Origin of the sequence: Pseudonocardia sp., assembly GCF_025465255.1 — a bacterium.
In the GTDB taxonomy this organism is placed as follows: Bacteria; Actinomycetota; Actinomycetes; order Mycobacteriales; family Pseudonocardiaceae; genus Pseudonocardia.
This window is the reverse complement of sequence record NZ_JAODNI010000045.1, coordinates 1-13,621: the sequence shown is the minus strand read 5'-3', so window position 1 is coordinate 13,621 and position 13,621 is coordinate 1. Positions and strand designations below refer to the sequence as shown.

The 13,621-nt window shown below is 71.0% G+C and carries 11 protein-coding genes; 5 read left to right on the top strand and 6 right to left on the bottom strand.

The genetic code is table 11. From position 1 onward, the window contains the following. The 3 genes from JWP64_RS04455 to JWP64_RS04445 form a co-directional block, all read right to left on the bottom strand. On the bottom strand, positions 1-621 hold a 621-nt coding region (locus JWP64_RS04455), incomplete at its 3' end, for a dioxygenase (protein ID WP_297492560.1). Between the two features lie 58 nt (positions 622-679). Next, on the bottom strand, positions 680-1,783 hold the full coding sequence (locus tag JWP64_RS04450; RefSeq protein WP_297492557.1) for an enolase C-terminal domain-like protein: 1,104 nt from the start codon (positions 1,781-1,783) through the stop codon (positions 680-682). Further along, positions 1,780-2,718 carry a LysR substrate-binding domain-containing protein gene (locus JWP64_RS04445; protein WP_297492554.1) on the bottom strand — a complete coding sequence of 313 codons (939 nt, stop codon included), beginning with the start codon at positions 2,716-2,718 and terminating at the stop codon, positions 1,780-1,782. Before JWP64_RS04445 ends, JWP64_RS04450 begins: the two co-directional genes overlap by 4 nt. Positions 2,719-3,034: 316 nt before the next feature. On the opposite strand from JWP64_RS04445, the gene benA reads away from it, so the two are divergent. From benA to JWP64_RS04425, 4 genes are read left to right on the top strand one after another with little or no spacing between them, the layout of a single operon-like run. Beyond that, positions 3,035-4,423, top strand: a complete 1,389-nt coding sequence (gene benA / locus JWP64_RS04440; RefSeq protein ID WP_297492552.1) for a benzoate 1,2-dioxygenase large subunit — start codon at positions 3,035-3,037, stop codon at positions 4,421-4,423. A 4-nt stretch (positions 4,424-4,427) separates the two neighbouring features. Next, a complete protein-coding gene (gene benB, locus JWP64_RS04435; RefSeq protein ID WP_297492549.1) occupies positions 4,428-4,970 on the top strand; it encodes a benzoate 1,2-dioxygenase small subunit in 543 nt (180 codons plus the stop codon). Between the two features lie 12 nt (positions 4,971-4,982). Then, on the top strand, positions 4,983-7,772 hold the full coding sequence (gene benC, locus JWP64_RS04430; RefSeq protein ID WP_297492546.1) for a benzoate 1,2-dioxygenase electron transfer component BenC: 2,790 nt from the start codon (positions 4,983-4,985) through the stop codon (positions 7,770-7,772). 60 nt (positions 7,773-7,832) lie between these two features. Further along, positions 7,833-10,571, top strand: coding sequence for a LuxR family transcriptional regulator (locus tag JWP64_RS04425; protein ID WP_297492544.1), 2,739 nt, complete (start codon positions 7,833-7,835; stop codon positions 10,569-10,571). Positions 10,572-10,637: 66 nt separating this feature from the next. Here JWP64_RS04425 and JWP64_RS04420 read toward each other — a convergent pair whose 3' ends face one another. The 3 genes from JWP64_RS04420 to JWP64_RS04410 all read right to left on the bottom strand — a co-directional run bounded on the left by JWP64_RS04420 (position 10,638) and on the right by JWP64_RS04410 (position 12,619). Then, a complete protein-coding gene (locus JWP64_RS04420) occupies positions 10,638-10,967 on the bottom strand; it encodes a hypothetical protein (protein ID WP_297492542.1) in 330 nt (109 codons plus the stop codon). A gap of 161 nt (positions 10,968-11,128) precedes the next feature. Continuing rightward, positions 11,129-11,401: an ATP-binding protein gene (locus JWP64_RS04415; RefSeq protein ID WP_297492539.1), complete on the bottom strand. Its 273-nt coding sequence runs from the start codon at positions 11,399-11,401 to the stop codon at positions 11,129-11,131. 63 nt (positions 11,402-11,464) lie between these two features. Beyond that, a complete protein-coding gene (locus JWP64_RS04410) occupies positions 11,465-12,619 on the bottom strand; it encodes a TDT family transporter (protein WP_297492537.1) in 1,155 nt (384 codons plus the stop codon). 722 nt (positions 12,620-13,341) lie between these two features. Here JWP64_RS04410 and JWP64_RS04405 point away from each other — a divergent pair. Continuing rightward, on the top strand, positions 13,342-13,491 hold the full coding sequence (locus tag JWP64_RS04405; RefSeq protein ID WP_297492534.1) for a hypothetical protein: 150 nt from the start codon (positions 13,342-13,344) through the stop codon (positions 13,489-13,491). Positions 13,492-13,621 lie beyond the last annotated feature (130 nt).

The following is a 13,621-nucleotide window of genomic DNA, read 5'->3' as shown; positions in this document are numbered from 1 at the left end:
GCCGGTGGAGCCGTCGGTCGGGATCTGGTAGGGCGCGGGCTGGATGGTGTGGAAGGCGTAGTGGCCGTCGGCGCCGGTGCGGATCGCCGCGCGCAGGTTCCACTCCGGGATGCCCGGGGCGAACTGCGAGTAGTAGCCCGCGTCGTCGGCGTGCCACAGCTCGACCAGAGCACCGTCGACCGGCGCACCGTCGAGGTCGGTCACCGTGCCCTGGAACAGCAGCGGGGTGCCGGCCTCGCCCTCGCGCATCGGCACGGTGGCCTCGCTCGCGAACTCGGGCGCACCCGGGATGTAGTACGGGCCCTCGATGGTGCCGACGGCGCCCTTGCGGTCGGCGTTGGCGACCTCCTCCACGACGTGCTCGACGAAGACGTCGAGGAACAGCGGCCACTCGCCGGTCTCGCCGACGCTGATCAGCCACGCCTTGAGCGCGTCGTACTCGGCGTAGGTGACCTGGTGCTTGCGGACCACGTCGTGCAGCGCGTGCAGGGCGTCGGTCGCGATCGCGGACACCCGGGCGTGGTCGACCGGTCCGGCGGGACGCTCCTTCGCCGCGAACGTGGCGGTGGCGTTGCGGCCGGAGCCGGCTGCCGTGGCGTTCACATCGGTGGAACTGGTCATGGTGGTGTCTCCTGACGCGTCGGTGCGGTTCGGGGTGTCGAGTTCTCGACGAGGACCCTCAGCGGTTCTGGCGGTAGTGCGCGAGCTTGTCGGGATCGATCTCGATGCCGATGCCCGGTCCGGGACGCACGACCAGCTCGCCGCCGGTGATCTCCAGCGGCTCGGTGAGCAGGTCGTCGCTCATGTCCAGGAAGTTGGAGAGCTCACCCGCGCGGCGGGTGGTGAGCCGGTGGGCCGCGCCGAAGGCGACCGTGCACGCGGTGCCGATCTGGCCGTCGATCTGGTTGCCCATGACGACCTCGACGCCCATGCCCTCGCACTGGTGCAGGATCCGCTGCGAGGTGCCGAACCCGGTGCGGGCCGTCTTGATGCTGATCATGGTCGCGGAGCCGCCGAGCAGCTCGCGGGTCACCTCGCCCGGCGTGGTGGCGCTCTCGTCGGCGACGGTGGGAACCGTGGTCTGCGAGACGAGCCAGCGCCGGCCCAGGACGTCGTCGGCGGGGCAGAGCTCCTCCGCGAGGGTGAGGTCGAGGTCGGCCATCGCGCGCAGCGCCCGCGCCGCCTCCGACGGGGACCAGCCGCGGTTGCCGTCGACGTAGAGCTCCACCTCGGGTCCCAGCGCCGAGCGCAGCGCCCGGCAGGCGCCCACGTCGAGATCGACCGGCCGCCGGCCCACCTTCACCTTGAAGGTGGTGATGCCGTACCGGTCGCGGACCGTCTCGGCCTCGGCGACCATCGCCTCGTCGGAGGCGAACCCGACCATGTGCGAGACCCGCATCCGGTCGGTGTACCCGCCGAGCAGCTGTGTGACGGGCAGATCGAGGGTCTTCCCGAGCGCGTCCCAGACGGCCATGTCGACGGCGGCCTTGGCGGCCGGGTTGCCGACGGTGCGCTCCAGCCGCGCGTGCACGACCTCGCGCTCCAGCAGCGACAGGCCGACGATCTCGGGCGCGAAGATCTTCTCGATCACCGCGGCGATCGACTGCTGGGTCTCGCCGTAGGTGTACGGGCGGGGCGGGGCCTCGGCGATGCCGACGACGCCGTCGTCGCTGTGCACGCAGACGAGCACGTGGTCGGCGGTACGGACCTCGCCCGAGGCGAAGCGCAGCGGCTTGCGGTAGGGGATCGCGAACGGGATCGCCTCGACGCGTGCGATCTTCATGTCAGTTCTCCGAAGGTCAGGGGCGTCGTCGCGGAATCTGCAAGGGGCGACGGCGTGACGAAGCCGTTCGCCTCCAGCACCTCCAGGAGACGCGCGAGAGCAGGATCGAGGTCCTCGCCCACCCAGGCGAGGGCGAGATCGACGTACGCGTCGTCGGCGACGGCCACGAACCGGACGCCCTCCACGCGCAGAGCGAGCGCGGACTCGGGCAGTAGGGCGACGCCGAGGCCGGCCGCGACGAGGGTGAGCATCACCGAGGTCTCCGCGACCTCGTGGGCGCGCCGCGGCAGGAAGCCGACACCGAGGCACGCCTGCGTCACGGCGGCGTCGACGACCGAGTCCCGGGCGCCGTAGACAACGAAATCCTCGCCGCGCAGCTCGTTCAGGGCGGCGGGCTCGTCGCCGGCGAGACGATGCTGTGCGGGGACGGCCAGGACGAAGCGTTCCCGGGCGATCAGCCGCGAGGCGAGCCCCGACCTGCGCAGCGGCGGCCGCAGCACGGCCAGGTCGATCCGGTCCTCGGCCAGGGCCGCCTCCTGCGCCGGGGTCAGCAGGTCCGGCACGAAGCGCAGGATCAGGTCGGGGAGCTCGCGGGCGGCGATCCGGGCCAGCTGCGGCAGCTGTTTGTAGGCGGCGAGTCCTGTGCAGCCCACCCGCAGCAGGCCGCTCTGCCCGTTGCCGATGCGCCGCACCCGCTCCTGCGCGGCGTCGACGGACGCGAGGATGCGCAGCGCGTCGCGCAGGAACGCATCGCCGGCCGGGGTGAGGTCCACCCGGCGGGTGGTGCGGTTGAACAGCGTGGCCCCGACCTGCGACTCGAGCTGGCGGATCGCCTGCGAGAGCGGGGACTGGGCCATGTGCAGGCGCTCGGCCGCCTGCCCGAAGTGCCGGGTCTGCGCGACCGTGACGAAGTAGCGGAGCTGCCGGATCTCCATCGTCCGTCCTCCCTCCATCGATCGGGTCTCTGCTCCGTGTGCCGTAGCCGGTACGCAATTCCAGGCTTGGCCAAGTGCCGAGATGGAACGAAGCTTGCGCTCCATAGGTCATGACGTGTTTCAGACACGACCACGGTAGGCCCGCTGACCGATACATACAAAGACCTAGTTCAGCTTGATTGAGATCGCTTCCGTCCCAATAATTGCTGGGTCAGAACTAGGCAAATCTCCGACGCGGTATCGAGGCGGTCCCCGTGACAGTCGACGGTCAGTACCGAACTCGACTCACTGCCGACTCGACCGGAGGGCCTTGCCCATGACCGCCACCGCCGATGTGTCCCACGTCCGCAAGATCCTCGATGACGCCGTCGTCGACGACTCCGAGGCCGGGATCTACCGCGCCAACCGCCGGATCTTCACCGACGAGGAGATCTTCGAGCTGGAGATACGGCACATCTTCGAGGGCAACTGGATCTACCTCGCCCACGAGAGCCAGGTCGCGAACCCGGGCGACTACTTCACCACCTACATCGGCCGCCAGCCCGTCGTCATCACCCGGGGCAAGGACGGCGAGCTGCACTGCCTGATCAACGCCTGCGCACACCGCGGAGCCATGCTCTGCCGCCGCAAGACCGACAACCGTCCTACTTTGACCTGCCCCTTCCACGGCTGGACCTTCCGCAACGACGGCAAACTCCTCAAGGTCAAGGACCCCGACGGCGCCGGCTACCCGGGCACCTTCGACAAGGACGGATCCCACAACCTGACCAAGGTCGCCCGGTTCGACAGCTACCGCGGGTTCCTCTTCGGCAGCCTCAACCCGGACGTCAGCACGCTCGTCGAGCACCTCGGGGACTCGACCAAGGTCATCGACATGCTCGTCGACCAGTCCCCCGACGGTCTGGAGGTGCTGCGCGGCTCCTCGACCTACACCTTCGACGGCAACTGGAAGGTCCAGGCGGAGAACGGCGCCGACGGCTACCACGTCAGCGCCACGCACTGGAACTACGCCGCCACGACCTCGCGCCGCGGCACCGGCGAGTCCGCGAACACCACCAAGGCACTCGACGCCGGCGGCTGGGGCAAGACCGGCGGGGGCTACTGGTCCTACCCGAACGGCCACCTGTGCCTGTGGACCTGGGCCGCGAACCCGCAGGACCGTCCCCTGTGGAACAAGATGGACGAGCTCAAGGAGCAGTTCGGGGATGCCAAGGGCGAGTTCATGGTCAAGGGCAGCCGCAACCTCTGCCTCTACCCGAACGTCTACCTGATGGACCAGTTCTCCACCCAGATCCGGCACTTCCGGCCCGTCGCGCCGGACCAGACCGAGGTCACCATCTACTGCATCGCCCCGAAGGGCGAGAGCGCCGAGGCACGCACCCACCGGATCCGCCAGTACGAGGACTTCTTCAACGCCTCCGGCATGGCCACCCCGGACGACCTGGAGGAGTTCCGCTCCTGCCAACTCACCTTCCGCGCGACCGCGGCCCCGTGGAACGACATGAGCCGCGGCGCCGAGCACTGGCTCACCGGACCCGACGAGGTCGCGAAGTCCCTCGACATGAACGGCGTCGTCTCCGCCGGGATGCGCAACGAGGACGAGGGCCTCTACCCCGTCCAACACGGCTACTGGCGCTCGACGCTGCTCGCCGCGCTCGAGAAGGAGTCGCAGGCCGGCTCCCCCGCGACGACCGAGAAGGACTGACGCCATGACCACCACCGAGCAGAGCCGCCCCACCGACGACCAGGCCACCGGCGGCAAGCTGATCACCCAGAACGCGATCGAGCAGTTCCTCTACCGCGAGGCACGCCACCTCGACGACCGCGAGTTCGAGAAGTGGCTCGAGTGCTACGCCGACGACGTCGTCTACTGGATGCCTTCCTGGGGCGACGACGACAAGCTCACCGAGGACCCCCAGCGCGACATCTCGCTCGTCTACTACGACAACAAGGGCGGCCTCGAGGACCGCGTCTTCCGCATCCGCACCGAGCGCTCCAGCGCCACCTCGCTGCCCGAGCCGCGGACCAGCCACAACATCAGCAACGTCGAGGTCATCGAGCGCCGCGGCGACCTCGTCGACGTCCGGTTCAACTGGCACACCATGTACTTCCGATACAAGACCGTCGACCCCTACTACGGCACGTCGTTCTACACGATCGACTTCTCCGGCGAGGCCCCGCTCATCCGCCGCAAGACCGTGGTGCTCAAGAACGACTACATCCACCACGTGGTCGACGTCTACCACTTCTGAGGAGGAGGACCGATGAGTGCTCCAACGGGCAGCCATCGGGTGGCCCTCGCCTTCGAGGACGGCGTCACCCGGTTCATCACATGCAACGAAAACCAGACCGTCGCCGACGCGTCCTACCGGGCGCGGATCAACATCCCCATGGACTGCCGCGACGGCGTCTGCGGCACCTGCAAGGCCTTCTGCGAGTCCGGAGACTTCGACGGCGGTGACTACCTCGAGGACGCGCTCTCACCCGACGAGGAGAAGACGGGCTACGTCCTCACCTGCCAGATGAAGCCCCGCTCCGAGCTGGTGCTGCAGATCGCCAGCACCTCGGCGGTGGCCAAGACCAGCGCCGCCACCCACCGCGGCACCGTGACCGGGCTCGACCGCCTCTCGCCGACCACCGTCGCGCTGACACTCGAGATCACCGACCGGGACGAGCTCGCCTTCCTGCCCGGCCAGTACGTCAACATCGCCGTGCCCGGCACCGACGAGTCCCGCTCCTACTCGTTCAGCAACGCCCCGGACGACGAGGCCCTGACCTTCCTGGTCAAACTCAGCCCCGGCGGCGTCATGTCCGAATACCTCGACTCGCGCGCCGAGCTGGGCGACGAGATCTCCTTCACCGGCCCGCACGGCAGCTTCTTCCTCCGCGAGTCCGAGGATCCGCTGCTGCTGCTCGCGGGCGGGACCGGGCTCGCCCCGATCCTGTCGATCCTGCGCACCCTCGACGCCACGGGCAGCACCCGTCCGATGCACCTGCTCTACGGCGCGACGACGGACGACGACGTGGTCGAGACCGAGACACTCGAGCGACTCGCCTCCTCGGTCGAGAACCTGACCTGGGACTACTGCGTCGCCGACAAGAGGACCAGCGCCCGGAACCAGGGGTACGTGACCGCACTGATCGAGCCCGAGCACCTGCACGACGGCGCCACCGCCGTCTACCTCTGCGGGCCGCCGGCGATGGTCGACGCCGTCCGCGGCCACTTCTCCGACCAGGGCATCGCCCCCGGCGGCTTCTACTACGAGAAGTTCGCCCTCGCCGCAGGCGGCCCCGAGAAGCCCGGCGCCGAGGAGAAGATGATCCCGGAGGCCGGCGAGGAGCACCCGGCAGCGGCCGAGGACGCGGACATCGCGGCCGCCGGCGCCGGCGCGCAAACCGGTCCGGTGGTCGTCGTGCCGACGCCCGTAGCCGACGGGGACGAGCTCCTGGTCCTCGTCGGGGAGGGCCGGGCCGTCACCGGCCAGACCCTCATCCCGAGCATGGAGCTCGAGCCTCTGGGGATCACGATCTCGAGGTCCCCGGACCAGGGCAGAGGCATCTGCGGGCAGGAGCTGTTCGCCCGAGGCCTGCTGGAGACCGCTGGCCGCGGCGTCTCCGGTATCGACCCGGGCGACGAGCTCGTCGTCGCCGGTGGCCGGACCGTCACCGGCCAGGACCTGTTCCCGGCGGCCGCGCTCACCCCGCTCACCCCGCCCGCGCCGGAGGCGCCGACCGCTGTCGCTCCAGCAGCGGACCGGCCCGCCACCGCCATCGGCAGCGGCGGGTACCACATCGGCGAGGAACACCCGTCGGTCCATGAGTCGGACGCGATCTTCGACGCCCGCCGGGCGCTCGAGCTCGGGGCCCTCGAGCTGGTCGTCGGCCGGCTGACCAGTCAGAAGATCCACGGCTATCGGCTGCTCGCCGAGGCCACCGTGCCCTACGTGGACGGCGACCGCTTCGTCGACGCCGCGGCCTACACCGAGACCAACGCCGCGTTCCACGACTACCTGTTCACGTTGACCGGAAACGAGCACCTGTCCCAGGCCTACGAGGCGCTCGGCGTCAAGGGACACATGGAGCAGTCGCTGCGCATCGCGACCTGGTGCCACCCGAGCTGCACCCAGGACCACCTCGACATCGTCGACGCGCTCGAGGCGGGCGACCGCGCGCGTGCGCGCCGGTTGGTCGGAGAGCACGCCGACCGGTCGAAGGAGACGACCCGGCGGGCGATGGCCGACAACGCTGCCGCCCGCAGGCCGCGGTTCGTCACCCCGGGGCGCTTCCACCGCAAGGTCGTCGTCGTGACCGGCGCCGCGCAGGGCATCGGCCGCACGGTCGCCGAACGGGCCGCGGCCGAGGGTGGGCAACTGGTGCTGCTCGACCGGTCTCCCCTGGTCCACGAGGTGGCCGACGGGCTGCTCACCGACGGGGCCAAGGCCCTCGCGATCGAGGTGGACCTGGAGGACTACGGCTCGGCCGAGGCCGCGCTGCGCGAGGCGCACGGCTGGCAGGGCCGAGTCGACGTCCTGGTGAACAACGTCGGCGGCGCGATCAACTTCAAGCCGTTCGTCGAGTTCACCGAGGCCGAGATCGCCGCCGAGATCACCCGGTCGCTGATGCCGACGCTGTGGTGCTGCCGGGCGGTGCTGCCGTCCATGGTGGAGCAGGGCGGCGGGGTCATCGTCAACGTGTCGTCGGCGGCCACGCGCGGGATCCACCGCATCCCGTACTCGGCGGCCAAGGGCGGGATCAATGCCCTCACCGCCTCGCTGGCCTTCGAGTACGCCGACGCGGGGATCCGGGTCGTCGCGACCGCGCCCGGGGGCACCGAGGCGCCGCCCCGCCGGATCTCCCGGGGCACCCCGGAGACCCGGACCGAGCAGGAGCGCACCTGGTTCCAGGCCCACATCGACCAGACGATCGGATCGTCGCTGCTCAAGCGGTACGCCACGCTCGACGAACAGGCCGCGGCCATCCTGTTCCTCGCCTCCGACGAGGCGTCGTACGTCACCGGCAGCGTCCTGCCGGTCGGCGGCGGCGACCTGGGCTGACCGGATCCGGCCGGGTCGACGGGGACGGTCACCCCGACGGCCCGGCCTTACGGTGACACGATGGACGCCCGGTTCGACATCGAGGTCGATGATGCTCATCTGGTGGGGCACGACGCCGAACTCGAACGGCTCGAGTCACTGATGCAGCGGGCCTCGACCGGCGAGCCGTGCGTCGTCGTCGCCCGAGGAGTCCCCGGCGTGGGGAAGACGACTCTGCTGCGTCGGTTCCTGGTGCGGCATCCCGGTACTGCAGTGTCGACGGCCGCGGGATTGGCCTGGGAAGCCGACCGGTCAGGCTCTTTCGCCCGTCGCCTGGCGGCCTCCGACCCCGAGCCTGTCCTGCTCGCGCCTGAGGAAGACTCCGGCGCCTGGGGCGAGGAGCTCGCCGCGCGCTGGATGCGCCGCGCAGCCCGCGAGCTGCTGCTGGTGGCAGTCGACGACGCGCACGCGATGGACCCCGCCTCGGCTCGTGCGATCGCCTCAGCCGTCGCTCGCGTCCGGGACGCGCGCGTTCTGGTCCTGCTCATGGACCGCATCGGTCCCGAGGTCGCCGTTCATCCCGACACCCGCGACGTTCTCGACAGGATCCCCGCCGCCCGGCTCCTGGTCCCGCCTCTCGGTCCGGACCAGACCCGACTCCTCGCAGCCAGGGTCGCCGGGATCGACCTTCCTGTCCCTGTCGCCCGGCGACTCTGCGAGCACGCCGGCGGCGTCACCCGCCACCTGGTGGAGATCCTTCGGGACACCCCGCCGATCCGCTGGTCGGACTGGCAGACCCGGCTCCCTGCGCCGACATCCGTCCAGAAGCAGGTCCACGCTGCGTTAGACGGGTGCTCCTCGGCAACCCGCGCACTCGTCGAGGCCGCAGCGGTGCTCGGGAACACCCCGAACCTGGCCGAGGCCGCCGCCCTTTCGAGCGTCGCAGACCCGATCAGTGCGCTGGACGAGGCCGCCACCGCCGGACTTCTGGTCCCGGCCGCGGGTCACGGCTTGGACACGCTGACCTTTCCGGGCCGCTTCGTCCGCGGTGCGGTGCGCGCCGCGCTCGCCCCTAGCCGCAGGCACGAGCTGCATCGCCGGGCCGCGGACGTCGTCACCGACGAGACCGAACGGCTCCGCCACCGGGTCGAGGCCAACCCGCTCCCCGATCCGGAGCTCGCCGGCGAGCTCCTCGATCTTGCCCGGCGGAAGGCGGACGACGGGGCCTGGGCCGTCGTCGCCGGCGCCCTGATCGACGCCAGCCGGATCAGCCCGAACCGCACCGACCGCGAGGTCCGGCTCATCCAAGCCGTCGATGCCCTCGCCGGCGCCGGCCTGCTGGGCCAAGCCGTCGACGCCCTCCCCGACGTCGAGGCGCTGCCCACCGGCCCCCGCCGCGACGCGGTCCTGGCCTACGTCGCCGTTCAGCGCGGCCGACGCGCCGAGGCGGCGGCCTACCTCGACAGCGCATGGCAGCACCGTGGTCCGGACCGCGATGCTGCCGCGGTCGTTTGTCAACGGCACGTTCTGCACGCACTCGCCGAATGGGACGGCGACGAGCTCGTCCGCTGGGCTGGACGCGCGATCGAGCATGCGGAGCCGAGCGCCCCGGCGGCGGTGGAGACCCGGGCGATCGTCGGTCTCGGCCACGCCGCCCGCGGGGAGCTCGAGAAGGCCTTCACCGCCTACCGCCGTGCGATCGACGAGAGCCCGTCGGGCCCGCAGCACCAGCGCGCCAGGATGGGGCTCGGCTGGCTGCTGCTGGCGCAGGACGAACCAGAAGCCGCGCGACGGGAACTCGAGTACGCCGTTTCGAACGTCCGCAACACCGGGTCGAACCGCATCTCGCTCTGGGCGCTGGCCTGGCTCGCCCGCACCCGCTTCGCCCTCGGCGACTGGGCCGGCGCACTGCAGTCCGTCGACCAGGCGCAGATCCTGCTCGGGGCCACTGATCTCGACCTGCTGCGCCCGCTCGTGCACTGGACGGGAGCCCAGGTCCACGCCCTGCGTGGCGAGCGGCGGGCGGCCGAAAGCCATCAAGCTCTCGGCGGTGCCGCCGACCACGACTACACCGTCATGGCCGTCCCCGCCCTGCTCGGAAGGGCCCACCTGGCCGAAGCTGCCTCCGACTACGAGGCCGTGGTTCGCCACCTCGCCCCCCTCGCGACACGTCGACCTCGGGGCGGACTGGATGAACCCGGCTTCTGGCCCTGGCACGACCTGTACGCCAACGCGCTCGTCGTGACCGACCGCCTCGCCGAGGCCGACGAGTTCCTGACCCCGCTCGAAGCCGTCGTCCGCGCACGCGGGCACCGGTCTGCGGCTGCGCGGCTCGGATACGTGCGCGGGCGGCTCCTGGGCGCTCGCGGTGACACCGCTGCCGCCGAGGAAGCGTTCCTCTACGCCCGCGGCCAGCTCGAGGGCCTTCCGCTGCCGTACGAGAAGGCCCGGGTCGACTTCGCACACGGCCTGACCCTGCGTCGCGCCGGGAGACGGCGCGACGCGGCCGCCGCGTTCACGACAGCCCGCCAGCGCTTCGTGGCCCTCGGCGCGGCCATCTACGTCCAGCGGTGCGACCGCGAGCTGAAGACCGGCCGCCCCGGCTCCCGGCTCCACGACAACGACATCGACGCCCTCACCGAGCAGGAACGCACCGTCGCCGCCCTCGTCGCCGGCGGGCTGACCAACAAAGAGGTCGCCGCCGAGATGCTGCTCTCGGTCAAGACCGTCCAGTTCCACCTCACTCGCACCTACGCCAAGCTCGGCCTCCGCTCGCGGTCCGAGCTCGCCGCGCACTTCCCTCGCCCGACCACCTCATGAAGGAGCGGCATGCCGCCCGTACCGACCATCGCGACCGCGCGACCCGACCGCGCACCGACCGTCCGCTCATAGGTCCTGGGCGGGCCCTCGCTCGGCACGTCCGCTGACACACCCTGTCGGGCCGGACCGAGCTGGCCGGAGCTCGATGACAGGGGACCGGACGGCGTCGACCGTCTGCTGAAGAAGACGCTGGTCGGCCGCGGCGGCGGCCTCCGGCGTGAGGACGGCCGCATTGTCGGCCATGTAGGCATTGCGGCGGTTGATCGTCTCGGTGATGTCGGCCGAGAGCGACTGCACCTGGCCCGCGGTCGCCTTCCTCGCGCCATCGAGGCTGTCGCCCACGTCGATCAGGACGCGCGCGACCTCCTCCGTCTTCTCGCCACCGCCGGAGAGCATGACGCCGCTCTCGGCTGTGCTCGCCTCGCGTCGAACACAGCCTGGGTCCCGTTCCGGTACGCCTCCGCCGCTGTCTCGTCGGCGCGGCGTCCGCATGCCGGCTCACCACGGCCTGGTCATCGCCGCGACCCCGGAACTCCTCGTGTCACAGGGCGGTCGACCTATCGGTCGGGCTGCAGCGGAAGCTCGGCCACGATCGCCGTGCCTTCGCCGGGGCGGCTGTCGACGTCGATCGATCCGTCCAGGGCCTGCACCCGGTCGCGCAGCCCGATCAGGCCCGAACCGCGCGCGGGATCGGCGCGGCCGGCGCCGTCGTCGCGGATCGACAGGCGCCGGACGGTGTCGCGCTGTTCGACCGCGACGTACGCGTGGGAGACGCGCGCGTGTTTGGTGGTGTTGGTGAGCGCTTCGGACACGACGTGGTAGGCGGCCACCTCGATGGGGTCCGCGGGGCCGGGTGTCGGTGCGTTGGTGAGCCATAGCCGACGACTCGGTACTCAGGCCCTGAGCAGCCGGCCCGACCAGGTCCCGGCAGCGGTTCGGACGGCGACGGCGAGCCAGGCCACGACCAGCCCGGTGAAGAAGAGCACGGCTGCGGCGCGGAACAGGTCCGATCCCGACACCAGGGCCAGGTCCGACGTCCCGGTCACCACGGTGCCCACCGGGAAGATCGACGACCACCAGGTGAGCGTGAACGGCAGGCCGCGGCGCACGGCGCGGAGGGTGAGCGCCCCGGCCAGCGCGGCCCACATGAGCGCGAAACCCCAGACCGGCACGCCGTAGATGAGCCCGAAGACGTGCAGCGCGCCGGCGTATGGGGAAGGCAGTGCGAGCGCGGCCTGGGCGCCCAGGTTGTTCGCCGCTGTGATCGACTGACCCAGCGGGCCCAGGACGATCCAGAGTGTGGGGACCATCGCGGCCGGGCCGACCTTGTGCTGGGCCAGCCGGTTCCACAACAGGGTGATGACCATGAGGCTGGCCAGCAGGCTGAGCCCGAACATCGCGTAGCAGCCCAGCAACAGCGTCTGCCGGAGCTGGCCCGCGGGCGCGTGTGGCACGAGCAGGGCCCCGGTGGCGGCGCTGACCATCGGCGGGACCACCGGCATGAGCCAGCCGCCGAAGGCGCCCTCGGGCGGGACGTCGAGCCGGGTGAAGAGCCGGTACGGCACGGCGACGGCGGTGAGGAGGCCCAGTGCGGTCCCGGTCAGCCACAGGACGACGTCGACGGCGAGTGCGGTCCGGACACCGAGGATGTCGCTTCCCGCGAGCAGGGTGGCCGCACCGAAGACCAGTAGCGCCATCGGCGGCGCGCCGTAGAAATGGGCCATGACCGGGTCGTCGAGGTGGGCGCGGGCACGCTCAGGGTGACGAATCCAGTGCCCCGCGGTGGCCGCGGTGACAGCCACCAGCAGAAGGCCGGCCAGCACCCACACGCCCAGCGCGAGCGGCCGCAACCCGGGCACTCGGACAGGAAGGGTGACCGCCGCCGTCACGACGATCGAGGTGCCCATCACCGACGCGAACCAGTTGGGCCCGACGGCGGCCAGCACGAGCCGGCGGTCGTCGAGGGCAGCCAGGAAGCCGTGCCCCGCTGAGGAGTGCCCGATAGGGCTGCCGACGGAGGCGGGTGGCGGCGGCGAGGTCGCGGTCACCAGCCGAGCGTGCGCCGCGCCCGCGGCCCTGCGCTACCAGGGCAGCACCCGCCTGTGGCCGGCCGCTAGCGTGACCGTCGCCGAGCACGACCTCGACACCTTGGCCGACGGCTGAATGCGCGGCCTGGCTACCCGGAGAAACAGTCTGACGGGCGTCCCATTCAACAGAAGATGCTTGAGGACGAACAAACCTCGGAGCGGCGTCCGGAAGCAGCTGCGACAGCATCTGTGTGAACTGCGGGCGAAGGATGCTCGAGACCGGAGACCCCGCTGCCACCTGACGGAGGCGGCGCGGGGCACGTCACTGCCGACGCCGCGGCCGCAGTCGGAGGACAGTCGCCAGGGTTGGGGGCGATCGCCTGGGGACGTGCGAGACGGATCGGAGCCGGCCTCGCGGGCCGTGCGGTGGGCTGTGCAGGAGGCGCCGCGGTGGCCGGTGCCGCTACCGGGCGGACCTCACTCCTGCTAGCAGGGCAGCTGTCGCATTTCGGCCGGGCTAGTCCCCGTTCGCCCTGTCGGGCGGCCCGTTCCGGGCTGAAAATGGGGTTGGTTGCCCGCTGACGCCGTCGCTCCTTGGTCCGTGTGAGGTCGTGGGCTAGTCGGGCGCTGGGAGCTGCCCCCTGTGGGCCCTTCGGTGTTGCTTCGAGCACGCGGATCAGATTCGCCGGTCCCTCGCAGCTCCTGCAGGCAACCGCCGTGGTGGTGCCGAGAGGAGGACGGCGATGTTGGAAGACAGCGGGGACTCCGAGGAGATCATCGAGCGGGTCGCGGCGCTGGACATCGGCAAGGCCGAGCTGGTGGCGTGTATGCGGGTGCCGCATCCGGACCGGCCGGGCCGCCGCGCGCAGAGATCACGGCCTACTCGACGATGACCCGTTCGCTGCTGGGCCTGGCCGATCGGCTGCGTGAGCTGGGCGTGACCCGGGTGGTGATGGAGGCGACCTCGGATTACTGGAAACCGGTGTTCTACCTGCTGGAGTCCCAGGGGTTGGATCCGTGGCT

What these genes read in the sequence shown, in the direction of transcription:
- JWP64_RS04425 (WP_297492544.1), top strand. Translation starts at nt 7,833, where the DNA reads ATGGACGCCCGGTTCGACATCGAGGTCGATGATGCTCATCTGGTGGGG.
- benB (WP_297492549.1), top strand. Translation starts at nt 4,428, where the DNA reads ATGACCACCACCGAGCAGAGCCGCCCCACCGACGACCAGGCCACCGGC.
- JWP64_RS04420 (WP_297492542.1), bottom strand. Translation starts at nt 10,967, where the DNA reads ATGCTCTCCGGCGGTGGCGAGAAGACGGAGGAGGTCGCGCGCGTCCTG.
- JWP64_RS04450 (WP_297492557.1), bottom strand. Translation starts at nt 1,783, where the DNA reads ATGAAGATCGCACGCGTCGAGGCGATCCCGTTCGCGATCCCCTACCGC.
- JWP64_RS04405 (WP_297492534.1), top strand. Translation starts at nt 13,342, where the DNA reads ATGTTGGAAGACAGCGGGGACTCCGAGGAGATCATCGAGCGGGTCGCG.
- benA (WP_297492552.1), top strand. Translation starts at nt 3,035, where the DNA reads ATGACCGCCACCGCCGATGTGTCCCACGTCCGCAAGATCCTCGATGAC.
- JWP64_RS04445 (WP_297492554.1), bottom strand. Translation starts at nt 2,718, where the DNA reads ATGGAGATCCGGCAGCTCCGCTACTTCGTCACGGTCGCGCAGACCCGG.
- benC (WP_297492546.1), top strand. Translation starts at nt 4,983, where the DNA reads ATGAGTGCTCCAACGGGCAGCCATCGGGTGGCCCTCGCCTTCGAGGAC.